General features: G+C 38.8%; 26 protein-coding genes. 16 read left to right on the forward strand and 10 right to left on the reverse strand.

The window, feature by feature from the left end:
- The first annotated feature begins 32 nt into the window (after window positions 1–32).
- The 4 genes from ABD676_RS13670 to ABD676_RS13685 all read left to right on the forward strand — a co-directional run bounded on the left by ABD676_RS13670 (window position 33) and on the right by ABD676_RS13685 (window position 2,550).
- Window positions 33–347 (forward strand): rhodanese-like domain-containing protein, encoded by a 315-nt coding sequence (locus ABD676_RS13670; RefSeq protein WP_344675281.1) that lies wholly within the window; start codon window positions 33–35, stop codon window positions 345–347.
- A gap of 199 nt (window positions 348–546) precedes the next feature.
- Window positions 547–1,971, forward strand: coding sequence for a Glu/Leu/Phe/Val family dehydrogenase (locus ABD676_RS13675; RefSeq protein WP_344675282.1), 1,425 nt, complete (start codon window positions 547–549; stop codon window positions 1,969–1,971).
- 34 nt (window positions 1,972–2,005) lie between these two features.
- Window positions 2,006–2,311, forward strand: coding sequence for a hypothetical protein (locus ABD676_RS13680; protein WP_344675283.1), 306 nt, complete (start codon window positions 2,006–2,008; stop codon window positions 2,309–2,311).
- Window positions 2,308–2,550, forward strand: a complete 243-nt coding sequence (locus tag ABD676_RS13685) for a DUF6358 family protein (protein WP_344675284.1) — start codon at window positions 2,308–2,310, stop codon at window positions 2,548–2,550. The genes ABD676_RS13680 and ABD676_RS13685 overlap by 4 nt, the downstream gene beginning before the upstream one ends.
- A 472-nt stretch (window positions 2,551–3,022) precedes the next feature.
- On the opposite strand, the gene gcvT is transcribed toward ABD676_RS13685, so the two are convergent.
- From gcvT to ABD676_RS13710, 5 genes are all read right to left on the reverse strand, one after another.
- On the reverse strand, window positions 3,023–4,102 hold the full coding sequence (gene gcvT, locus ABD676_RS13690) for a glycine cleavage system aminomethyltransferase GcvT (protein ID WP_344675285.1): 1,080 nt from the start codon (window positions 4,100–4,102) through the stop codon (window positions 3,023–3,025).
- A gap of 201 nt (window positions 4,103–4,303) precedes the next feature.
- Window positions 4,304–4,990, reverse strand: a complete 687-nt coding sequence (locus tag ABD676_RS13695) for a pseudouridine synthase (protein WP_344675286.1) — start codon at window positions 4,988–4,990, stop codon at window positions 4,304–4,306.
- Window positions 4,990–5,358, reverse strand: a complete 369-nt coding sequence (locus ABD676_RS13700) for a hypothetical protein (protein WP_344675287.1) — start codon at window positions 5,356–5,358, stop codon at window positions 4,990–4,992. Before ABD676_RS13700 ends, ABD676_RS13695 begins: the two co-directional genes overlap by 1 nt.
- Before the next feature lie 33 nt (window positions 5,359–5,391).
- On the reverse strand, window positions 5,392–5,871 hold the full coding sequence (locus ABD676_RS13705; protein ID WP_344675288.1) for a DUF4112 domain-containing protein: 480 nt from the start codon (window positions 5,869–5,871) through the stop codon (window positions 5,392–5,394).
- Window position 5,872: 1 nt separating this feature from the next.
- The gene (locus ABD676_RS13710) at window positions 5,873–6,589 is read right to left on the reverse strand and encodes an SIMPL domain-containing protein (RefSeq protein WP_344675289.1); all 717 of its coding nucleotides are present in this window, start codon (window positions 6,587–6,589) and stop codon (window positions 5,873–5,875) included.
- Window positions 6,590–6,736: 147 nt separating this feature from the next.
- Here ABD676_RS13710 and ABD676_RS13715 point away from each other — a divergent pair, with 147 nt between their 5' ends.
- Complete coding sequence (locus ABD676_RS13715) at window positions 6,737–6,928, forward strand: cold-shock protein (protein ID WP_099365114.1); 192 nt, start codon at window positions 6,737–6,739, stop codon at window positions 6,926–6,928.
- A 176-nt stretch (window positions 6,929–7,104) separates the two neighbouring features.
- On the opposite strand, the gene recO is transcribed toward ABD676_RS13715, so the two are convergent.
- The gene (gene recO / locus ABD676_RS13720; protein WP_344675290.1) at window positions 7,105–7,821 is read right to left on the reverse strand and encodes a DNA repair protein RecO; all 717 of its coding nucleotides are present in this window, start codon (window positions 7,819–7,821) and stop codon (window positions 7,105–7,107) included.
- 21 nt (window positions 7,822–7,842) lie between these two features.
- Window positions 7,843–8,064 (reverse strand): signal peptidase, encoded by a 222-nt coding sequence (locus tag ABD676_RS13725; protein ID WP_344675291.1) that lies wholly within the window; start codon window positions 8,062–8,064, stop codon window positions 7,843–7,845.
- A 206-nt stretch (window positions 8,065–8,270) separates the two neighbouring features.
- Between ABD676_RS13725 and rpmB the strand changes: the two genes are divergently transcribed.
- From rpmB to ABD676_RS13765, 8 genes are all read left to right on the forward strand, one after another.
- Window positions 8,271–8,504 (forward strand): 50S ribosomal protein L28, encoded by a 234-nt coding sequence (gene rpmB, locus ABD676_RS13730; RefSeq protein WP_094258637.1) that lies wholly within the window; start codon window positions 8,271–8,273, stop codon window positions 8,502–8,504.
- A gap of 75 nt (window positions 8,505–8,579) precedes the next feature.
- Window positions 8,580–8,762, forward strand: a complete 183-nt coding sequence (gene rpmG / locus ABD676_RS13735; RefSeq protein ID WP_002998409.1) for a 50S ribosomal protein L33 — start codon at window positions 8,580–8,582, stop codon at window positions 8,760–8,762.
- 43 nt (window positions 8,763–8,805) lie between these two features.
- A complete protein-coding gene (locus ABD676_RS13740) occupies window positions 8,806–8,967 on the forward strand; it encodes a DUF4295 domain-containing protein (RefSeq protein ID WP_344675292.1) in 162 nt (53 codons plus the stop codon).
- 143 nt (window positions 8,968–9,110) lie between these two features.
- Complete coding sequence (ftsY, locus tag ABD676_RS13745; protein WP_344675293.1) at window positions 9,111–10,073, forward strand: signal recognition particle-docking protein FtsY; 963 nt, start codon at window positions 9,111–9,113, stop codon at window positions 10,071–10,073.
- A gap of 15 nt (window positions 10,074–10,088) precedes the next feature.
- Complete coding sequence (gene rimO, locus ABD676_RS13750; RefSeq protein WP_344675294.1) at window positions 10,089–11,423, forward strand: 30S ribosomal protein S12 methylthiotransferase RimO; 1,335 nt, start codon at window positions 10,089–10,091, stop codon at window positions 11,421–11,423.
- A gap of 94 nt (window positions 11,424–11,517) precedes the next feature.
- Complete coding sequence (bshC, locus tag ABD676_RS13755; RefSeq protein ID WP_344675295.1) at window positions 11,518–13,107, forward strand: bacillithiol biosynthesis cysteine-adding enzyme BshC; 1,590 nt, start codon at window positions 11,518–11,520, stop codon at window positions 13,105–13,107.
- 2 nt (window positions 13,108–13,109) lie between these two features.
- Window positions 13,110–13,712, forward strand: a complete 603-nt coding sequence (locus ABD676_RS13760) for a Crp/Fnr family transcriptional regulator (RefSeq protein ID WP_344675296.1) — start codon at window positions 13,110–13,112, stop codon at window positions 13,710–13,712.
- A 122-nt stretch (window positions 13,713–13,834) separates the two neighbouring features.
- Window positions 13,835–14,350, forward strand: coding sequence for a hypothetical protein (locus tag ABD676_RS13765; RefSeq protein WP_344675297.1), 516 nt, complete (start codon window positions 13,835–13,837; stop codon window positions 14,348–14,350).
- Window positions 14,351–14,413: 63 nt separating this feature from the next.
- Here ABD676_RS13765 and ctlX read toward each other — a convergent pair whose 3' ends face one another.
- Window positions 14,414–15,331 carry a citrulline utilization hydrolase CtlX gene (gene ctlX / locus ABD676_RS13770; protein WP_344675298.1) on the reverse strand — a complete coding sequence of 306 codons (918 nt, stop codon included), beginning with the start codon at window positions 15,329–15,331 and terminating at the stop codon, window positions 14,414–14,416.
- Between the two features lies 1 nt (window position 15,332).
- On the reverse strand, window positions 15,333–16,247 hold the full coding sequence (locus ABD676_RS13775; protein WP_344675299.1) for a dimethylarginine dimethylaminohydrolase family protein: 915 nt from the start codon (window positions 16,245–16,247) through the stop codon (window positions 15,333–15,335).
- A 479-nt stretch (window positions 16,248–16,726) separates the two neighbouring features.
- Here ABD676_RS13775 and gcvP point away from each other — a divergent pair, with 479 nt between their 5' ends.
- The 3 genes from gcvP (at window position 16,727) to ABD676_RS13790 (ending at window position 21,427) form a co-directional block, all read left to right on the forward strand.
- A complete protein-coding gene (gene gcvP, locus ABD676_RS13780) occupies window positions 16,727–19,600 on the forward strand; it encodes an aminomethyl-transferring glycine dehydrogenase (protein WP_344675300.1) in 2,874 nt (957 codons plus the stop codon).
- Between the two features lie 219 nt (window positions 19,601–19,819).
- Window positions 19,820–20,575, forward strand: a complete 756-nt coding sequence (locus ABD676_RS13785; protein WP_344675301.1) for a 3-keto-disaccharide hydrolase — start codon at window positions 19,820–19,822, stop codon at window positions 20,573–20,575.
- Between the two features lie 33 nt (window positions 20,576–20,608).
- The gene (locus ABD676_RS13790) at window positions 20,609–21,427 is read left to right on the forward strand and encodes an N-acetylmuramoyl-L-alanine amidase (RefSeq protein WP_344675302.1); all 819 of its coding nucleotides are present in this window, start codon (window positions 20,609–20,611) and stop codon (window positions 21,425–21,427) included.
- A 612-nt stretch (window positions 21,428–22,039) separates the two neighbouring features.
- Here the strand turns inward: ABD676_RS13790 and ABD676_RS13795 are convergent.
- A complete protein-coding gene (locus ABD676_RS13795) occupies window positions 22,040–23,353 on the reverse strand; it encodes a nicotinamide mononucleotide adenylyltransferase (protein WP_344675303.1) in 1,314 nt (437 codons plus the stop codon).
- Window positions 23,354–23,404 lie beyond the last annotated feature (51 nt).

Raw genomic sequence — 23,404 nt, forward strand, 5'->3', positions numbered from 1 at the left:
TAGAAATAAGTATATTTGATAAAAAGTAAATCATGAAAGAAATTAGCGTTCAAGAATTAAAAGATATGATGGATCATAACGTTGAGTTTCAACTCATTGACGTTCGTGAGCCTTTTGAGTATGAGGTTTCCAATCTGAATGGCATTAACATTCCTTTATCAGGAGTTGTTATTGAGTCAGAAAAGATTTCTCGAGATATTCCCGTTGTTATACAATGTCGTTCTGGAAAGCGTAGTGCACAGGCAGTGATGCTATTAGAACAAGAAGGATTTACGAATCTTTCTAACTTATCAGGCGGAATTTTAGCATGGAAAGATGCTTTTGATCCAGAAATGGATGTTTATTAATAAACACTGAGTTAATAAAAATGCCCAAGGACTACTTGGGCTTTTTTATTTTGACCATTTTTTTGCATATCTTTTAAAATATTGTCGACTTTGTTGAGAAAAGAGAAAAAATGTGCTTTTCTCAGGCTTTACTGTTATAAAAATATTAAAAGAGCTAACTTTATAGTATTATTCCAAATGTAAACAAATAGATTATTCTATGTCTAAAGAAGCCAACACAACGCACAGTTTCTTCCAAGGGGTGGCGCGTAACTTTGACAAAGCTGCAAAGTTCACCAAATTCTCACCCGGAATCCTCGATCAAATCAAAGCCTGTAATTCGATATTGCGTGTTAAGTTTCCGGTAAAAATCGGAGACGGAATCGAAGTAATCGAGGCTTATCGAGTTCAACACTCTCACCATAAACTTCCTTGTAAAGGTGGTATCCGCTTTTCCATGGAGGTCGATCAAGATGAGGTAATGGCTTTAGCATCCTTGATGACCTACAAATGTGCCATCGTGAATGTTCCATTCGGTGGTGCTAAAGGTGGTATTAAGATCGATGCCAAAAAGTATAGCGAATATGAGCTGGAGAAAATCACGCGCCGTTATACTACAGAGTTAGTCAAAAAGAATTTTATTGGTCCTGGTACAGACGTGCCTGCTCCTGATTATGGTACGGGTGCTCGAGAGATGAGTTGGATCGTGGATACGTATACCACATTGAATCCAAACGAAATCAATGCACAAGCATGTGTAACGGGTAAACCAATTTCACAAGGTGGTGTTCGAGGGCGTACGGAGGCGACGGGTTTAGGTGTATTCTTCGGTGTGCGTGAAGCTTGTAAAGTGCAAGAAGATATGGATGCCCTAGGTTTGACCTTAGGTGTGGAAGATAAACGTGTCATCGTTCAAGGTTTAGGTAATGTGGGTTACCACGCTGCTAAATATTTTCAAGAAGCAGGTTCTAAACTTGTTGGACTGATCGAATACGAAGGAGCCATCTATTCTGAAGACGGACTAGACCTAGAAGCTGTTGTTGCTCATAGAAAACAAACAGGTTCTATCTTGAATTTCCCAGGCGCTACTAATATTGAAGAATCTGCAAAAGGATTGGAATATCCATGTGACATTTTGATTCCGGCAGCATTGGAATCTGTAATCCACGCTGGAAATGCGGATCGTATCCAAGCGAAAATCGTAGGTGAAGCAGCAAATGGTCCTTTAACTCCTGAGGCTGATGATATCTTCCACAAAAAAGGAATTCTTGTTATTCCTGATATCTACCTAAATGCAGGTGGTGTTACTGTATCTTATTTTGAATGGTTGAAAAACTTAAGCCATGTACGTTATGGTCGTTTAGAAAAACGCTTCAGCGAAAACATGTATGCGGAAATCCTTAATATCATTGAGTCGATGACCAATCAGAAGGTTTCCAAATTGGAGCGTAAAATCATCTTACGTGGACCAGATGAGGTAGATTTAGTATATTCTGGATTAGAGGACACCATGATAGGATCTTACCAAGAAATCCACCAGATATGGAAACATACGGAAGGTGTAGAAGACCTGCGTACCGCAGCATTTATCTGTGCCATCAATAAAGTAGGTGAATCTTATAAAGAATTAGGAATTTTCCCTTAAACCAAGGCTTATAATTTTCCTTACCTTTGTTCACATGAACAAGGCATATCAGCAGACTAAACAGGCCTTCCTGTTTAGTCTGACTTTTTATATACTCTCCCTATTGTTGATTCTGTTTCGTGTGGGCTTTGCCCCCATTATGCTCAGCATTTCCATGTTGCTATCTTTGATTTGGGTGGTGATGGTGCTGCTCGAGATCATGAAATCACCAAGAATTGACAATAAAGAGCGCATGCTTTTAGCATTGTTTATTATCTTTTTCAATATTATCGGCGGAATCGCTTATTTTTACCTACTTCGTGATCGAGTTACTGGAATAAAAATTATCAAAAAGAAATGACTAAGAAATTCATATTAAATATTGTCCTGAATCTAGGGATTGTATTCCTGGTACTAAGTGGTGTTGCTGGTTATAATAGTGGCAATATGCTCTTCCTAGGGTTGTCTATTGCCTTGCTGATTGTACTAATCTATCTAAAGGTTGTCTTGTTGAAACAAGTCAATCGGGATGTACAACAAAAACAAGCTGAAAAAATAAAGCAGCAACAAATACAAAGCAAAAAGAGGACTAAGAGATAGTCCTTTTTTTATGACCTATTCTATCCTCATATAAGAATCTATCTTTTTCCGTACGTGCTTATTTCCTAAATAATTCTTCTTATTTCCTTACACATTGCTTTGAAACTCTCACGGAAATTCATTGGATCTGGTAAGGATCTCCTTCGGATCTCGTTCGCTTCTAACCGAACGAGATCCGAAGGAGTTCCGAACAAGTTCCGAAGGAGATCCGAATAAGTATCGAATGAAACCCCTGAAATAGATATGTGATTTGAGACCGCTACGCTATTAGGTGTGAGACAAAAGACAGCAGAAAGTAGATGTAGGGATTAGGTGTCTGTCTATAAAATTTCCATTTGATTAATGCGAATTCTGTTGTTTAAGGCTTCCAGATTTATTGGGTATTAATCTTGTGGAACAATGTATGTTTTACGTGGAACATAGGCATAAAAAAAGGCCCCTATTAGGAGCCTTTCAACTATTTATTTTTGAACTATTTTACAAAAGGAGGTTTTTTAATAACCGCTTTGATTGGTTGATTACGGATAGAAATAAAGATTTCAGTACCGTCCTTAGCGAATGCTGTATCAACATATCCTAAACCGATGGATTTTTTCAAGGATGGAGATTGTGTTCCAGAAGTTACACGACCGATTTTGTTTCCTTCAGCATCTACGATCTCATAATCATGGCGAGGGATACCTCTATCGATCATTTCGAATCCAACAAGTTTCTGCGAAACACCTTTTTCTTTTTCTGCTTTTAAGTTTTCGGAATTCACGAAGTCCTTAGTGAACTTAGTCACCCAACCTAAACCTGCAGCAAGTGGAGATGTTTTATCGTCGATATCATTACCGTATAAACAGAAACCCATTTCTAAACGTAGCGTATCACGAGCGCCTAAACCAATAGGTTTAATTCCATAAGGTTTTCCAGCTTCCATGATAGCGTCCCATACTTGTTGCGCATGCTCATTTGCTACATAGATTTCAAAGCCTCCAGCACCAGTATAACCTGTTGCAGAAACCAATACATTGTCTACACCAGCAAATACACCTTTTTGGAAAGAATAATACTCCATAGGAGCTAATTCGATATCGGTTAAGGTTTGTAATGCATCTGCTGCTTTAGGTCCTTGAATAGCAAACAAGGATGTTTCATCAGAAATGTCTTTCATTTCAACACCGAAATCATTGTATTTGCTGATCCAGTTCCAATCTTTTTCAATATTCGAAGCATTAACCACTAATAAGTAAGTCTTGTCATCGATTTTATACGTTAAGAAGTCATCCACGACACCACCTTCTTCATTAGGAATGTAGCCGTATTGTACTTTTCCATCATAAAGTTTAGAAGCATCGTTCGAAGAGATCTTTTGAATAAGGTCTAGGGCTTTTTCGCCTTTTAGGATAAATTCTCCCATATGGCTCACATCAAAAATGCCTACGCCTGTACGCACGGTCTCATGTTCATCATTAATACCTGTATATTGAACAGGCATATTAAATCCGGCAAATGGAACCATCTTGGCGCCTAAAGCGATGTGCACGTTTGTTAACGCAGTATTTTTCATGATAATTCAATGAGTTTTAGTTCTTACAAAAATAGAAATTTATACGACAAAAGGGGCTTCATTTACTAAAAGTTAAGGAAATAGCATGCAATCGATTTAAACCTTAAATAAAGTGGGAATTAGGAAATGTATCCGTTGTTTTTCTAAAGATTTCGTAAATAATCTAGCTTTTTGTTGCGATTATCTTGTCGATTTTCGCTGTTAAATCGCAGAAATATGTAAAATCTGTAGCGCGCGTTGGAATTCCGGTTGTAGATTTGCCGAAATTTCAATCAATTCCTTGGTCTTCGGATGATTGAATTCTATTTTACTTGCATGAAGCAACATCGTATCGTGCTCAAAGGTTTCCTTCCAAAGCTTATTCTGTTTATTACAGCCGTGTGGCCTATCCCCTATGATGGGATGGAAAATATGCGCGAAGTGCCTTCTTAGTTGGTGCATTCTGCCTGTCTGAGGCATCGCCTTCACTAAAGTGTATCTGGATGTCGGAAATTTACCGAAGGGCAGGTCTATTTCGGCCTTTTCGATGATTTCAAAACGAGTTAATGCCTCTTGGAGGGTGCCGTTTTCTTTTTTAAGGGGATAATCTATTTCTGCATCAGCTTCTGGATGGCCTCTTAGTACGGCGAGGTATTCTTTTTTTATCTGGTTATTGGCAAAGGCTTGTTGTATTAGACTGTCCATCTCCTTGTTCAAGGAAAACAGAAGTACACCACCTGTTTTTCTATCCAAACGATGAGCAGGATAAACAGCTTGTCCGATTTGGTCCCTCAAGAGTTGAAGGGCAAATTCGGAGGTGTCAGCAGCTATGGAAGATCGATGTACGAGCAGCCCGTGAGGCTTATTAATAGCGATGAGATCCTCATCACGGTAAAGAATCTCCAACATTATTGTTTTTTCAAAGCATTGATTAGCTGATCGGCTTTCTCATCAAGTTTAGGGCTAATCCAGACTTGACTGAATGCTCCTCCCCCAATAATAATCTGTTCCCCATTCCAATTTATCTTGCTTAAGCTAAACAAATAATAATTGGAAGTGGTTGTGTAGGAGTTGATAAATTCGCTAACCACTTGATCGCCAAACAACATCATTCCAAGATCTACAGCATCTTGATGCTCGTATTGGAGTTGTTTCTTTAAAATCTCTTTTGCCTTATCTGCTAGTTTGCTTTCTATTTTTTCCTTAGAAGGATTTGTAAAAACGGCAATCAACATAATTGCAACAAGACTTAGGGCGAAAATGCGGGTTTTGCTCATGGGACAAAGGTAATGCTATTTTGCTATTAACGATTAAAAGATGCCGTTAAATAGCCAAACGGTTAAGGCATACATGAGGTATATAAATCCTAAAATGAGGACAAAAAGGATGATGGCAATGGTTAATAAGATGCCGATTCCAGAGCCTTGGTGTTTGTTTTCGTAGTAATGCTCGCGGAGTAATTTGATGTTCTTGTCGTTTGCTTTATTAAAGAAGTCAAAGACATTGCCTAACAAAGGGATTGAACCTATTATAGCATCGTAAGTAACGTTTAGGAGCATCCTTATGGTCAGTTTTCCACTGGTTCCATTACGATACATGACAGATACCAAGACCAAAGAGATGATCAGTGTTGCGATCTGTCCTGCAAAGGGAATGAAGTTTAATATAGGGTCTAATCCGAAGCGGAAATTACCAATGCGGAAGCGGCTATCCATTAAAACAGATAGCCGTTCCACCCATTGGAAATCTTTATTAATCTTATCTAATTTGTTCGCGTAGCGATTCTCCATTTTACTTTAATTCGAAAACAGCGTCAATGTTGCAAGTCAATTTGATTGGACGTATATCTAAATCCACCCCAGTACCAGCACCGTCCATCTCTGCATTGGCTGTTTTAGCCATAGCGTACATGCGTGGTTGCGGCATGATTTCATTCCAATTTACATTGCTATTGTCATTGATCATCAAGGCCTTCCCTACTGTTCCACCATCTGCACTAGCCAAGATGTCTGCGTTTGTGCGTGCATCCTTTACTGCTGCAGTTTTTAGTTCTTTCTCAATTTGTCTTTTCTGAGAATGATCGTATCCTGCGATCGATGTACTTTGCAAACCTTTGGCATCTACCTCATCCATCATCTTGTTTAAATTATTCAAGTTAGTAACCTTGATGCGGTATTGTCTTGATTGCAAGAGCTCATTATTTTTCTTCTTCGTTTCAGCATTGTAGCTGTAGATATTTTGAATGGTAAAGTCCTCTTTTTTCACACCATTTTTCATTGCTGCATCAAAAAGTTGCTTCTCCAAAGTTTCTATACTTACCTTCCTTCTGGTGTTCCCATCTTGGTAATATTCCTTAAGGGAAATGGACAAATAAATAATATCTGGTGTTACTTCCCTTTCGGCGTAGCCACGAGTAGAAACCCTTCTGCTGTTTTCCATAAGTGAATTTTGAGCTTGTGCAGTGAATACTGCGGTGAATAAAACGAGTACTGTTAAAATCTTTTTCATATGTATTTTTGTCTTAAAATGGGATAGGCAAAAACCTTTCCAAAAAATAGACAATTGAAATAGAGGAATGTTTAATGGGAAAGGACAAAAAATAAATTCATTTTTAGAAAAAATATAATATCTTTAAAAAAAACAATAATTAATAACATGCAAGAAGGAGTAGTAAAATTCTTTAATGAAGCCAAAGGTTTCGGCTTCATCATTCCAAACTCAGGAGAGGGCGAAATTTTCGTTCACGTTTCTGGTTTAGTAGACAAGGTTCGTGAAAAAGACCATGTTTCTTACGAGGTGGAACAAGGCCGTAAAGGTCTTAACGCGGTAAATGTAAAACTTATCTAAGGAATAGATTCATAATATATTTATTGTGTAAAAGCCCATTAGAGCTGTCTGATGGGCTTTTTCATGTCTAATGCGCCCGAAATAATTGCAATTCCCTATTATTGCTGCCTTTCTTTTCAGCGAAATAAATGTTTTAACACCTATAAAACATTGCCTACTGAATAAGAATAGAATAATTAGCCGAAAATTTCTTCTAAAATGTACAAGGAGTTTAGTTCTCCAAAGTTCTCCGTGTGCAAGCGGTAGTAGTCCACTACTTTTTGAAGGATAAATGCACGATCAGACTTACTTAATTTAATTTTGTTACAATCCTGAAAGTTTTCTTGTAACAAATCGCGAAACAAGGAAGAATAGGGTTCTGCAAGCACTTGGACATGCGCTGGCATAATGGAAGTGAATTGCCCTTCTTGTAGATCAAAATAGGGTTTTTTACTAATTGCAGGCTTAAAACCTAGGAAGTGTGTGAGCTTCAAGAGGAAAATAAGGTGGTAGTTCGCTAAACCTTCCTTGGCTTCATCCAGCCAGATAATGGCATTCTCTAAGAATTGGTATAGGTGTGGGTCAGGATGTTGATGCCTCAGCACTTTATACAGCACCTCATTGAGAAACATGGCCAAGGAGCTTTTAACAATATCTAAAGGGATACTGGTCAATGTTGGGCTCTGTTGCGCGTCTTTAATTCTCTGTAGATTGTTGTTTTCTTTGTTGTAGACAACCAGGTCCAACAAGTGAAATGGTTGAAGGATGTTGGTGTGGATCTTTGCCTTTGGCTTTCTAGCCCCGTTTATCAGGTAAGATTGTAACCCCAACTGCTCGGTATAAATCTGCGCTACGACAGAGCTTTCGGAATAATTGGTGATCTTAAGAGGGATGCCTTTGGTCTGAACCAACATAATCGTCCTGGATGTTTTAGGTTATTTTTTCTTGTTCTGGCGGTCATCAAGGATACTGTTGCGATCTATCTTGCGGAAGATGCGATATATCAAGGTTATGAATCCCCAACCAAATAAGATTACCCCTACTGTCATCAATAGCTTATACCAATTATTTTCTTCTCCCATAAGGATATAACTGAAATATACACAGAGAATTCCGCTGATTGTTAGGGAAAGCCCCTTGATAAGATACCTGTTCATTGTGAATTGTTGAAAACTATTGTTTGGCTTGCTTCATTAATGCTGATGCAAAATACAGTATTTTTGTTGGATTCTAAGGTTCCTCCCAACAATTTTAAAATAATTCCTAAATTATTATTGTATTTCCGAAAAGAAATATAGATATTTGCACACTCGTTTCTAAAGGAGACGATTATATATAGGAACAACAATAAAAATCGAATATCATGTCAAGAATTTGTGATTTAACAGGCAAGACGGCATTAAAAGGAAATAACGTATCACACTCGAACGTTAAGACAAAACGTAAATTCTATCCAAATTTACAGACCAAGCGTTTTTACATTCCAGAAGAGGACCGTTGGATTACTTTGAAAGTATCTACTTCTGCAATTAAAACGATCAATAAAAACGGTATTACAGCATCGATCGAGAAATTCATTAAAAAGGGTCATATTTAATAGATAGACGCCTGTTGTAATCAGCATAAAAAAGAATCATGAAATTCACCCGTGAGGGTATAAATAAGTAAGACAATGGCAAAAAAAGGAAATAGAGTACAGGTTATCCTTGAGTGTACTGAACACAAAGAAAGCGGTCTTCCGGGAATGTCTCGTTATATTACCACGAAGAACAAAAAGAACACAACTGAGCGTTTAGAATTGAAAAAATTCAACCCAGTATTGAGAAAAGTAACTGTTCATAAAGAAATTAAGTAATCAACACGGGTAGCTATGCTATCCCTAATAAAAATATAATACCATGGCAAAGAAAGCGGTTGCATCATTACAAAAAGGTGGTGGTAAAGAGTATACTAAAGTTATTATTACCACTAAATCTGCAAAAACTGGTGCCTATACTTTCAAAGAAAGTATGGTACACAACGACAAAGTAAAAGAGGTTGTTGCTGCAGGATCTAAATAAGCAGATCGATATTCCTTTTTTTAAAGTTTTTCTTTAAAAATCTTATTCATAGCCGTTTTGGTATCCCCAAAAGGGCTTTTTTAGTATCTCGCATTTCAGTATATTTGATTCATCATCATTCCGAAATTTAACACAGTCACTACATGGGATTATTTGATTTTTTTAAGAAGAAACAAGAGAGCGGTGAAGCACAAGAAGCACTAGACAAAGGCTTGGAGAAGACCAAAGAAGGGTTCTTTTCAAAGATAACGCGTGCTGTTGTAGGAAAATCAACCATTGACGATGATGTGTTGGATAACCTGGAGGAAGTACTGGTTACTTCTGATGTCGGTGTAACCACCACATTGAAAATTGTTGATCGAATCCAAAAGCGAGTTGCTCAAGATAAGTATGTCTCAACAGATGATCTACATCACCTGTTGAAAGACGAGATTCAAGGCTTATTGGCCGAGAATAATAGCAATGACTTTGAAACATTTGAATATGGTAACCAAAAACCATATGTCATTATGGTAGTCGGAGTCAATGGGGTTGGTAAGACAACGACCATTGGAAAATTAGCACATCAATTAAAAGCAGCAGGCAATAAAGTTGTCCTTGGTGCTGCAGATACTTTCCGTGCTGCCGCAGTTGACCAGATTCAATTGTGGGGAGAGCGTGTAGGCGTTCGTGTTGTGGCTCAGCCTATGGGTTCTGACCCTGCTTCTGTTGCTTATGATACGGTAAAATCAGCCGTGGCAAATGGAGATGATGTTGCCATCATCGATACTGCGGGTCGTTTGCACAATAAAGTTGGTTTAATGAACGAGTTGACCAAGATTAAAAATGTTATGCAGAAGGTTATCCCTAATGCACCACATGAAATCTTATTGGTATTGGATGCCTCAACCGGACAGAACGCTATAGAACAAGCGACACAGTTTACTCAAGCAACGGATGTGAATGCCTTGGCGCTAACCAAATTGGATGGAACAGCCAAAGGTGGTGTGGTGATCGGTATTTCTGATCAATTCAAAATTCCTGTTAAATACATTGGAGTAGGGGAGAAGATTGGTGATTTACAGCTATTTAACAAAAAAGACTTTGTAGACTCGCTCTTCAAATAGGTCTACTATTTTAATATGAAAACTAAGAAAGCACAAATAGGAACAACCGTACAAAAACCACGTGTAAATGTGGTTACTTTAGGATGTTCTAAAAATATACACGATAGCGAAGTCCTTATGGGACAACTGAAAGGCAACCAATTGGATGTGGTCCATGAAGCGACCAATATCCAAGCTTCGGATATCGTGGTGATCAATACCTGTGGATTTATTGATAATGCAAAACAAGAATCCATAGATACTATTCTTCAATTCTCCGAACTTAAAGAACAAGGAAAAGTTAACAAGGTCATTGTGACGGGCTGTTTATCTGAACGATACAAGCCTGAACTAGAGTCAGAAATCCCGAATGTAGATGCTTTTTTCGGCACGAATGATCTACCTGATTTACTATCCAGTATCGGAGCCGATTATCGCCATGAGTTACTAGGAGAACGTTTATTGACTACACCTTCTCATTTTTCTTATTTCAAGATTGCGGAAGGCTGTAATAGACCATGCTCATTTTGTGCTATTCCTTTGATGCGTGGTAAACACGTATCCAAGTCAATCGATGACTTAGTTAAGGAAGCTAAATTCTTAGCTTCAAATGGTACGAAAGAGTTGATCTTGATTGCTCAAGATTTAACGTATTACGGATTGGATATTTATGGCAAACGTAATTTATCTGATTTGATGCGTCATCTATCTGATGTAGATGGCATCGAATGGATCCGCTTACAATATGCTTACCCATCAGGATTCCCTATGGATATTCTTGATGCCATGAATGAACGCTCCAACATTTGTAATTACCTGGATATGCCATTGCAACATATCTCAGACAATATGTTAACATCCATGCGTCGTGGTACAAGTAAGCAGAAACAGATTGATTTAGTTAATAAAATTAGAGATAAAGTTCCTGATATCGCGTTAAGAACAACCTTGATCTGTGGTTACCCAGGTGAAACAGAACAAGACTTCCAAGAGATGTTGGAATGGGTAGAGGATACTCGTTTTGATCGTTTAGGATGTTTTACTTATTCTCATGAGGAGAAAACGCATGCTCACAACTTGGAAGACAATGTTCCGGAGGAAGTTAAGCAAGAGCGTGTTGATCAAATCATGGAGGTACAACAAGGTATTTCTTATGATATCAACCAAACGAAAGTAGGTAAGGAGTTCAAGGTATTGGTGGATCGTGTAGATGGTGATTACTTTATTGGAAGAACCGAATATGACTCACCGGAGGTGGATAATGAAGTGGTTCTGGATGCGAAAACCAATTACGCTCGTATTGGTGATTTCGTTCAAGTGAAGGTGGACCGTGCAGAAGACTTCGATCTCTACGGCAGTATTGTCAAATAACTGAAAGAATATAAGGCAGGCGACTGCCTTTTTTTTATTTTTCGTACTTTGTGTAGCGATTGCCTATATTTTTGTTTGAATTTAATAGTACTAGATGAAGGCCACCTATATTGATTACACTGACACCAATAGTTTTTCAAAAACCCTTTTAGCTTATATCAAGGCTGATGAGCCTTTGAGCTCATTCTATGGTAACAAGCCAACTTTGGAGGGATTTGAAAAACAGATTGCCTTAAAGCAAGGATTCAAATTCCGAAATATATTAGTTGATCAACTTCGTGATCAATACGGTGACTTATTAAAAGACTCTCCTGAGGTTGCCAAGAATATTCAGCTCCTGCAAGATGAGCACACCTTTACGGTAACCACCGGACACCAACTTAATATCTTTACTGGTCCTTTATATTTTATTTTCAAGATCGTAACGGCAATCCGGTTGGCAGATGACCTGAAGAAGCAATTCCCAAATAAGGAGTTTATACCGGTATATTGGATGGCTACAGAGGATCATGATTTTGCCGAAATTAACAATACCCGAGTATTTGGTAAAAAGATCACCTGGGAAGAGGATGCTAAGTCAGCAACGGGTAGAATGGATACTTCCACTATGACGGAGGTCATCAAGCAATACACCCAAACTTTCGGTTTGTCGGATATAGCTACTAAGCTTACCGAGATGGTTGATGATGCCTATGCTAAGGGAATGAACTTGGCAGATGCTACCAGAACCTTTGTAAATAGCCTGTTTAAAGATTATGGACTGCTAATTATTGATGCGGACAGAGCTGCTTTTAAAGCGCTTTTTTCGCCGATTATGGAAACCGATATTTTAGAAGAAAAAAGCTTTAAAGCGATCAATAAAACAAATGATGCTTTAGAAGAATTGGGATATAGTACGCAAGTACATGCTAGAGAGATTAACTTTTTCTACTTGACTGATGAGTTTAGAGAGCGTATTGTTCGACTTCCTGATGGCCGATTTGAGATCTTACATCAGAATATATATTTTACAGAAGCGGAAATAAAGAAAGAGATTCAGGAGCATCCTGAACGTTTTAGTCCTAATGTAGTGATGCGTCCGATGTATCAAGAAGTAATTCTTCCCAATTTAGCTTATATCGGAGGAGGTGCAGAGATTGTATATTGGTTGCAGTTGAAAGCTAATTTTGATCAATATAAAGTTCCTTTCCCCATTCTTATACCGCGTAATTCAGCCTTGATTGGTGATGATAGCTTAGCTAGTAAGATTTATCGATTGGATTTGACCTTTAAGAGCATCTTCAAGCCACTTAATACCTTGAAGAATGACTATGTGAAGCGGAAGACCAAACAGCGCCTACAGCTACAGGATGAGTGGATGGAGATGAACGCGATCTTTATGCGCATTAAACTTCGTGCACACAAGATTGACCCGACATTATCTGCAAGTACAGATGCGGTGAAAGCGCGCTTGAAGAAGGCAATGAATAACCTGGAAAAGAAATTCCTAAAAGCAGAAAAGCGCAATCATGAGGATGCGTTGATTCAAATAGAGCGCATTAAGGATAAGTTATTTCCAGGAGGTGGATTGCAAGAAAGAACCGATAATTTTGCCGTACTTTATCTGAAATACGGGGATGATTTGATTAAAGAATTGATCAAAGCATTCAATCCACTAGACTTTAAATTTACGATTTTGTATTAGACATGAGCGAGAACCAATTGACTTCAAGTAATTTTTATCAATATTATAAGGAGAAGGCGCAGCTTTCTGACGAGGATTTTTCTAAGTTAAAGCCTTATATTGATTTTAGAGAGCTTGCTCATAACCAGTATGTCATGCGGGCTGGTGAAGTGTGTAAGCATTTTCTTTTTGTTGAAGAAGGCCTATTGCAGTTCTTGTCTTTGGATGAAAAAGGAGGAGAACATATCCTTCAGTTTGCCCCTGAGAATTGGTTGGTATCCGACAGATCCAGTATGTATTTTGATGAGCCTTCCTTATATTACATAAAAGCCATTGAACCTAGTAAAGTAGTGTTTCTACATCCTAAATTCTTTTCCGAGGCAGCAAAATTGCAAGTGAACTTTTCCTTGTTTACCGAGACATCCTTGCAACGTAGTATCTACTTTTTACAACGTCGGATTAACTCTTTATTGGCCATGACAGCTAAAGAGCGTTATTTGGAATTTATGGAAATGTATCCAAGTTTACTATTGCGTGTTCCGCAATGGATGATTGCCTCATATTTGGGTATTACACCGGAAAGTTTAAGCCGAGTAAGAAGAGAGATCGCAAAAGATAGTTTTTAAAAATATTGCCTGAAATAACTTTCTGTTGTTTTGCGAATTATTAAAATGTCAGAATAGTTTTGGGGTTTAATCTTAAGCGGCTAACTTCGCCGATCTTAACTTATTTTTAATACTCACACACGATGAACAAGAGACTTTTTTTAATTGCTGCATTCTTTTCTTTGCTTTTTACTCAATTACGTGCGCAGGATAAAACCTATGCAGCAGGCTTATATGCCGATATGATGATGGAATCCCCAGGATATGATCTATATTATGGTGGAGTTTTTCGCTATGATTTCCATAAAAAACAGGCTGTAAAAGGCTATGTGGGCTATAGTACAGTAAATACAACCAGTATTGGTGTTGATTATAGTTATTTTTTTCTAGACAAAACCAAGTCGGATTTTAATGTATTTGTTTCGGGTGGCGTTTCTTACGATTTCTATCGGGAGAAGGTTAAATTAGAAATTGATGGCCAAGAAGCAACTGCTAAATTGAGTAGTAATATCTTTTTATTAAATCCTACCGTAGGTGTATCGTATTATGTTAAGCCATTGAACAGTTCTATTACAGCAGGCTACAAGGTTCGTTATTCGCCTAAACAGAACGCAGCAGATATTAATTTTCTATCCGTTGGCTTGCTTTATCACTGGTAAGAATTGATAATTCAAAATAAAAATGGGCTGAAGAAATATTTAAACTCTTCAGCCCATTCTGTTTTATTGGTAGAATACCTCAGCCATCATGCATCGGGCAGAGCCACCACCATACTTCTCAATACTAAAGAGCGGGGCATGCAATAGCTGTCCATGCTTTTCTAAGGTTTTTACTTGTTCGTCATCTAAAGATTCAAATGCCTGAGAACTCATGCAAATAAAGGGCTCACCATCTTTGTTTTGAACCTCTAACATGTTGCCTGCAAATCGATGCATTTGTGCTTCTGAGATTTCAATAATATCCTTTTTCGTCTCTTGAAACTTATTAACCAACATGGCTTTTTCCTCCGGACTTTTAACAGAGTCCAGACAGATCAAACAAAAATTAGTGCCCACACACATCATCACATTGGTATGGTATATTGGCAATTGTTTTCCTTCAACATCCTGTGTTGCATGAAATGCCATCGGGCTATAGTTTTGATCCTCACAGAAGATATTCAATACCTGTATGTCCGCTCGATCTGATAAACTACAGTAGGCGATGCGGTTTACTCGATCCAATACCATGGATCCAGTTCCTTCTAGATACAACTTCTGGTCTTCGAAATAAGTGTAATCCGTTAATTTATCAAAGTGTATACCTGCTTGTTCAAGCTTTCCTAAGTAGTTTAGGTTTCTTTCCCGTTGTCTGTTTTCAGCATACATGGGATAGAGAATTGCGTGATTCTTTCGAAAAGAAATCACATTGTTCGGGAAGATGCTATCGGGAGTATCGAACTTTCCGCTGTCTTGAACTACAATTACACGAATTCCTGCATTCTCAAGAGTTTTGACAAAGTTGTCAAACTCGGCTAGAGCAAGGTCATCAAGCCGATCTGTTTTGACTTCCTCCTCTTGAAAATAATTATTTACGGCCGTTTCTTCGTTCATACGAAATTCGTACGGCCTAACCATCATAATGGTATCTGTTGTTTGCATGTTAGCCTCTCATAAGTGGTAATGTAGAACAGCGTAATAGGCCTTCTTGTTTGCCTATTTCGTGATAAGGAATCTCTTCAACAGTAAATCCTTGCTCACGTAGCCAGTTGTTTAATCGGGTAAATTGTTTCTCGGTGACTACCACATCTGGCGCAATGGAGAACACATTAGAAAACATCTGATACATTTCATCAGCAGTGATTTGAAATAGGTTTTCCAACCCGAAAAGATCCTCTAGGTATTGGTAATCCTCTTGATCAATAAAGCCTCCCGGAAAGACGATTGCCTTGTCTTTTCCCACAGGTTGAAAGCAACAATCTAAGTGCAATGCGTTTGCACGAGGATTGGTCATGGACTTGATCAAGTTGAATTCTTTGACCTCTTTATTGGGAAATAAGTCGCGAATAAATTCTACGCCTTTCATATTTGTTCGTGCGGTATTAAAGCTCGCATAATCATCCCCTTTATAGGTTCCGACAAAGATGTGGTCATTCCATAATAATACATCACCACCTTCCATATGGATGTCCTCTGGAGCCGTAATCAACTTGTCTGCAGGGATCTCCTTAACCAGATATTGTATGGCATTCCATTCTTCAGCACGATCGGGTAGAATATTGGATTTGATAAACTTGTCCTCGATAACAAAACCAATATCTCGGGTAAAGATCTGATTAAGATCGTTAATAATTTCTGGCCTGTAAACTTGAACAGCATAGCGTTTAAGTACATTTTCAAAGGCATTTAGTTCATTTATCATATCCGCTTCTTTGGGGTAGGTCCCTTGCAGAATATGTTCTAAAGATTTGGGGTCATAAGCTTCATCAGTTTGGGGAATGGGACCGTTTCGTGTTGCAGTCCCCAGGATGACCGAATGTAGTCGGTCGGATTCATTGTTAACCTGCAGTTTGAGCATAAAATTTTAAAATTGGCATGCGCCTAAATTAGTAAAGATTCCCATCAATCTTAAAATCCTGAAGATTATTGTAAATAATTAATGTTTAATCCTTTAATACTATTATTTCGGCATTGATGTAGGTGACTCTTCTGTAGAAAATGAAATGAAAATGTTTAATTATTGTCTTTTTTTTAATGCAATCGTTTGAATAGAGAGACAATACCACAGTGTACGGGCCGTTGTGTTTTCAAGTAAATAAAATGAAGAATCGCTCTTGTTGCATGATTTGCAAGTAAAGTCCTGTAATGTTATTGTAAATTCAATATTATGCGCAATCGTTTGATGTGTTCATAAAAGTATTTGGAGCAAATGCGGGCATAAAATATCAGGTTAAAAAGCGTATCTTTGCACATCTAAATTCCCAAGTCAAAGTAAGGGATAAATAATTTGGATAACAGCAAGTTAATCAGTTCCAAAAGTTACAACAAATACATCAAATGAGTAACGTATTTTACCAAGAGAAATTTGAGGATCGCCATAACGGTCCAAGCGCTACGCAAGTAGAAGAGATGTTAACGGTTTTAGGTGTACAGTCCTTGGACGAGTTGATCGACCAGACGGTACCTGCCCAGATTCGCAAGAAAGAAGCTTTAAAACTTCCTGCAGCATTAAGCGAAGTTGCCTATTTGGAGAAAATCGCTCAGATTGCAGAGAAAAACAAAGTCTTCAAATCTTACATCGGTCAAGGATATAATGATGTTATCCTTCCGGGTGTTATTCAGCGTAACGTATTTGAAAATCCAGGATGGTATACCCAATATACACCATACCAAGCAGAGATCGCGCAAGGTCGTCTTCAAGCATTATTGAACTTCCAAACCATGGTATCTGACTTAACCGGATTGGAAATTGCCAATGCATCCCTTTTAGATGAAGCTACGGCTGCTGCTGAAGGTATGTTCATGCTTTACAGCGCACGTAAGAATAAAGATGCGAATGTGTTTTTGGTAACCCCAAATATCTATCCGCAAACTTTAGATGTATTGCAAACAAGAGCAGTTCCTTTTGGTGTTGAAATCCGTATTGCTGATCTTACTGTAGAAAACTTGACAGATGATGTATTCGCAGCATTTGTACAATACCCTGCAGCAGATGGATCAGTAGAAGATTATAAAGAATTCACTGCCTTCGCGCACGATAAAAATATCACCATCTGTGTGGCTACTGACATCATGTCTTTAGCTTTATTAACCCCTCCAGGAGAATGGGGAGCAGATGTTGTTGTTGGTAACTCACAACGTTTTGGTGTACCAATGGGCTTCGGTGGTCCACACGCAGCATTCTTTGCTACCAAAGATGCTTACAAGCGTAATATCCCTGGTCGTATCATCGGTGTAACTTCTGATTCAAATGGAGAATATGCTTTACGTATGGCGCTTCAAACTCGTGAGCAACACATCCGTAGAGATAAAGCATCTTCAAATATCTGTACTGCACAGGCGTTATTAGCTATTATGGCTTCTTTCTACGCGGTATACCACGGTCCTAAAGGAATCGAGAAAATCGCTTCTAGAATCCATGACTTAGCACGTTTAGCAGACAAAGCTATTCAGTCTTTGGGCTATACTCAAAACAACAAAGCTTACTTTGATACCTTGCGTTTCGATGCTGGTGATCAAATCGGAACTTTGAAAGCAGAAGCCTTAAACAATGAATTAAACTTCTTCTACCAAGATAATATCGTTGGAATCTCTATTGATGAGACAACAACTTATGCAGATATCGAAACTATCGTTAAGGTATTTGCTAAGATCAAAGGCAAAACGACTAAAGATGTAGATTTAGAAGGTTTAGTAAACGAATTGGATGTGGTTATCCCAGAAGAACTTGTTCGTTCATCGGAATACTTGACTCACCCAGTTTTCAACAGCCACCATTCTGAGAGTGAGATGTTGCGTTACATCAAGTCTTTAGAAGCAAAAGATCTTTCCCTTTGTCACTCGATGATTCCTTTGGGATCTTGTACGATGAAGTTGAATGCAACTACGGAAATGGTTCCTGTAACTTGGGCTCGTTTTGGTGGATTACATCCATTTGCTCCAGTAGATCAAACTACCGGATACATGCAATTAATCAATGAATTGAATGATTGGTTATGTGAAATCACAGGATTTGCGAAGATGTCCTTCCAACCGAACTCTGGTGCGCAAGGTGAATATGCTGGATTAATGGTAATCCGCGCTTACCACCAAAGCCGTGGCGATTTCAACAGAGACATCTGTCTAATCCCTGCATCTGCACACGGTACAAACCCTGCATCTGCTTCTATGGCAGGATTGAAAGTGGTTGTTGTAAAATGTGATGAGCGTGGAAATATTGAAGTAGAGGATTTAAGAGCTAAAGCTACTGAGCATGCAGCTAATTTGAACTCCTTAATGGTGACTTATCCTTCTACTCACGGTGTTTTCGAAGAGCCAATCGTAGAAATTTGTAATATCATCCACGAAAACGGTGGACAAGTATATATGGACGGTGCAAACATGAATGCTCAGGTAGGATTAACAAGTCCTGGATATATCGGAGCAGACGTTTGTCACTTGAACTTACACAAAACATTCTGTATCCCTCACGGCGGTGGTGGTCCTGGTATGGGCCCAATCGGTGTGGCGGCTCACTTAGTTCCATTCTTGCCTAATCACGAGGTGATTGAAATCTCTGGTGAAGAAGGTATCTCCGCTGTTTCCGCAGCACCATTTGGTTCAGCATCGATCTTAGTTATCTCTCATGCCTATATCGCTATGATGGGTCCTAAAGGATTAACTGATGCTACTAAAACTGCGATTTTGAATGCCAATTACATCAAAGCACGCTTAGAGCAACACTATCCAGTATTGTACGCAGGTGCTAATGGACGTTGTGCACACGAGATGATCTTGGATTGTCGTTCTTTCAAAAACGTAGGAATTGAGGTTGCAGATATCGCAAAACGCTTAATGGATTATGGTTTCCACGCACCTACCGTTTCTTTCCCAGTAGCTGGAACATTAATGGTAGAGCCTACGGAATCGGAATCTAAACCAGAACTAGATCGTTTCTGTGATGCATTGATCGCTATCCGCGCTGAAATTGCGGCGGTAGAATCAGGTGAAGCAGATCAAAAAGATAACGTATTGAAAAATGCACCGCATACAGCACGTGTAGTAACAGGTGATGAGTGGGATAGACCATACTCTCGTCAAACTGCTGCTTATCCGATTGAGTACTTAAGAATCAACAAATTCTGGCCTTCAGTAGGTCGTGTGAATGATTCACAAGGTGATAGAACATTAATCTGTTCTTGTCCTCCAATCGAAGCTTACGCGGAAGCATAAGTCAACATAGAACTATAGAAAATGCCCCGATAATGAACGTATCGGGGCTTTTCTTTTTTAGCCTTTCCTGCCTCCCAGACCTATTATCCTATTGCCCCTTTTTTAGTTCTTAATAACCCATTGCGGATACCTTTATCGCATCTCTTTTGCCATTTTCCTGTTACCCAAGTATAAGCCTTCCAATATTTTAGTAATTTAGTAGATTAAGGACACCTAAACATGAGAAACAAGAACCTTTATCGGCTATTAATAGGCTTATTATTGATTTTGATGGGAAGATTAGCTTATGGTCAAGATCGACTTTTTCAGTTTGGTCAGGAGAAAAGTTACGAGGAAACCTTGCTTGAAACCAAAAGCAAAGGAAAAGCCATCAACTGGATTGATGTCAACACCTCTGCTACCACCTGGAAGGCAAAAGGCAACCTATTAATTAATAAGGGAAATCCTATTGGGGTGGTTCGCTCGGAGAAGATGTATGAGAATTTTATCTTGACGGTGGAGTGGCGCCACATGGAAAGGGGAGGGAATTCCGGGATTTTTGTATGGTCTGATGCCAAAGCAGATCCCAATACCCGCTTACCTATGGGCATGGAAGTGCAGATGTTGGAGCTCGATTGGGTAAATATTCATGCGAAAGATGGTGTGCAACAACCTATTGCTTATGTTCATGGCGAACTGTTTGGGGCAGGAGGGATGACCGCCTCTCCAGATAATCCTCGGGGCGTACGCAGCAAGTCCATTGAGAATCGCTGTTTGGGTGTTGGACAATGGAACCGCTATACGGTCGTTTGTATAGATGGAACAGTTAAATTAGCTGTGAACGGCAAATTTGTGAACAGCATACGCCTAGCTTCTAAACGAAAAGGCTATATCTGCTTAGAGGCAGAAGGCGCTTTAATGGAGTTTCGAAATTTACAAGTAGTTGAACTCGAACCTGGGGTAGAAAGACCCGAATTCGTTGTAGATGCCCTTTAATCCGATTATATTTGCTTACCTATATTTAACAATATGCTAAAAAATGCAATCACCTATTTGTTTATCGCTGCCTTGGCAACCTCATGTGGCGGTAAATATGCAGCAACCGAAAAGGTTTATAAACGCAAAGCAAAGGAGTACTCCACAATTTATAAGGAAGCTCCGGTAAAAAGCCAGATCGAAAAGATTGCGGCAGATAATAAAGAATGGATTGGATCGATTAATTTCGGAATGCGTAAGCCCAATTATGTTATGATTCATCATACGGCGCAGAAGTCACTGGATCAAACCGTTAAGACCTTCCATAGCGAACGTGCGGGCGTGAGTTCACACTATGTGATAGGTCGTGAAGGTAAGATCGTACAAATGGTGAATGATTATTATCGTGCGCACCATGCTGGATTAGGACGCTGGGGGAATGACACCGATTTAAACTCCTCTTCCATCGGTATCGAATTGGACAATAACGGAACGACTGACCCTTGGACAGATGTGCAAATCAATGCCCTAGTTCAATTGTTGACTTACTTGAAAGATACCTATAAGATTCCACAGGCGAACTTTATTGGCCACATGGACTATGCCCCAACCCGTAAGAATGATCCATCGCGTTTCCCTTGGAAAACACTTGCAGACAAAGGATTTGGATACTGGTATGATGATGTATTAGAGACCCCTCCGGTAGGCTTTGATCCTAAGATTGCTCTTCGAATCATTGGTTATGATGTGAAAAATCTTGATGCGGCGATCAAGGGATTTAAATATCACTATATCCAACAAGATGTGACCTCCGCAAACCTGACAGAACAAGACCTAAAAATTCTTTATTCTATCTTTAAGAAGTTCTTATAATTAAGATAATAATTAGATAAGGGCATCTCTTAGAGATGCCTTTATTGTTTTGAAACATTAATAAATAGAGTACCCTTTCAAATGCAGGTTTTCCCATGAACAGAGAAACTCTAATTAAGGAAATAGATGACAGCCTATAATATCTGGAAAACGCTTGTTTAGTAGAAACAGAAGCCATCAAAATTCTTGATTGTTCAAGAGTTTTATGCGTGTTAATTTTGGGATTTATGAATCTGCTTTACCTCTGTTTTATGATGTAGTCTCATCGTCTTTCGTAGGGGTTTTCTAAGGGTTTGCTTCGACACTTCTTCGGATCTCCTTCGGAACTTGTTCGGATCTCCTTCGGATCTCGTTCGGTTAGAAGCGAACGAGATCCGAAGGAGATGCGTATCAGATCCCTAGAAATTCCGTGAGAGTATCGAAGCGATATCAAGCTTAACTACTATTATTCTTTAGCCAAACCCAAGGAATATAGCAGGATATATTTTAAACATAGGAATAGACTATGCTAAAGAGCTAGGTCAGGTTTTTATCGGTAAAAGAGGAAGTTTAATCCGTAAAAAACCCCTTTGAGCATTGATGGTCAAAGGGGTTCTTTTAGTGAGTCTAATATTAGACAGTCTTCACGAATTTCTCATCGTAATCTTCGATATCAACGATATAGCAGTTTTGGATTAAGAAGTCGAATAAAGGTTTTGCTTCATCAGAAACTGGCATATTCTTAGTCGTAACAATCTTATTGTTCTTTTTATCCAAGTAAGGATACGCATAGAGCTTTACGTTCTTGCTGAACATTCCAGAGATATAAGCTAATAATTCGTTGGTGTAATTCGCTTTGTTGTAGTTATCTGTGTTGAAGATGTTTTTTAAGTTGGATACGTTGGTTGCAATACCTACGTTTTTCGGCTTAAAAGTCTGAACAAACTCCGCTAAGTGGTTATTCCTACGGAAATTGGAGACTAATATGTTGTTTCCTGTAGAACAAAGATATTCAGCTCGATGTGCAAAGTAAACCAAATCCTCATCTGTAATACTTGAGTTTTCATCCAAAACATTACCCATTAGTACCTCGATTAATACGACGGTATCTTCTGGAATGGCCCCTGTATTTTTACGGAACTCCTCAACAGCTAAGTTGAATAGGTCAAAGTTTGGATTAGATTTCTGACGGTATTTGGTTCTTAGAATGATGATATTCTTTTTGTACAAATAGTCTTTGATTTGTGCAGCCTTTCCATCAGGTCTGAAAATAGCAGCGCGAGCAAATCCTTTTGCGATTAAGTATAAGTTTAAGAGGCGTTCATTTGCATTTTCGAATATTGGACCAGATACTTTTACCAAATCAATTTCAACCGAACCTACTGAAAGGTTGTCTACTAAAGATTCGATCATAAGCTGCGGATTCTCCGCGTAATAATAGGCAGCAAAGACTAAATTGACACCCAATATGCCCAGTACCTTGGACTGTAGACGGTTGTCGCTATCCAAAAGACGAACGTGAATAATGATGTCATTGGTTGGGCCTCCTACTTCATGTTGAAAGCGGATACCAATCCATCCGTGTGGCTCATTGGTTTTCGTAAAATTTAAAGTAGTAACTGTATCAGCAAAGGCGAAGAATTTCTTAGTGGCATATTTCTCGCCGTGTAGACGCTCTGTTAGCAATTCAAATTCATGCTTAAGCATCTTGGTTAGGCGCGTACGGCTTACGTAACGGCCATTATCTTCTACGCCATAGATAGCGTCAGAGAAAGCCATGTCATAAGCGGACATTGTCTTTGCAATGGTTCCAGATGCAGCACCTGCTTCGAAGAAGTTACGGGCAACTTCTTGTCCCGCGCCAATCTCTGCAAAGGTTCCATAAATATCCGCATTAAGGTTAATTTTTAATGCCTTTCGCTTAGTTTCATAAATTTCTCTTGCCATGCGGCAAAGGTAAGAAAATACCGTTAAATATTGCGTAAATCAAGGTAGGGA

The organism is Sphingobacterium kyonggiense, from assembly GCF_039536825.1.
Lineage (GTDB): Bacteria > Bacteroidota > Bacteroidia > Sphingobacteriales > Sphingobacteriaceae > Sphingobacterium > Sphingobacterium kyonggiense.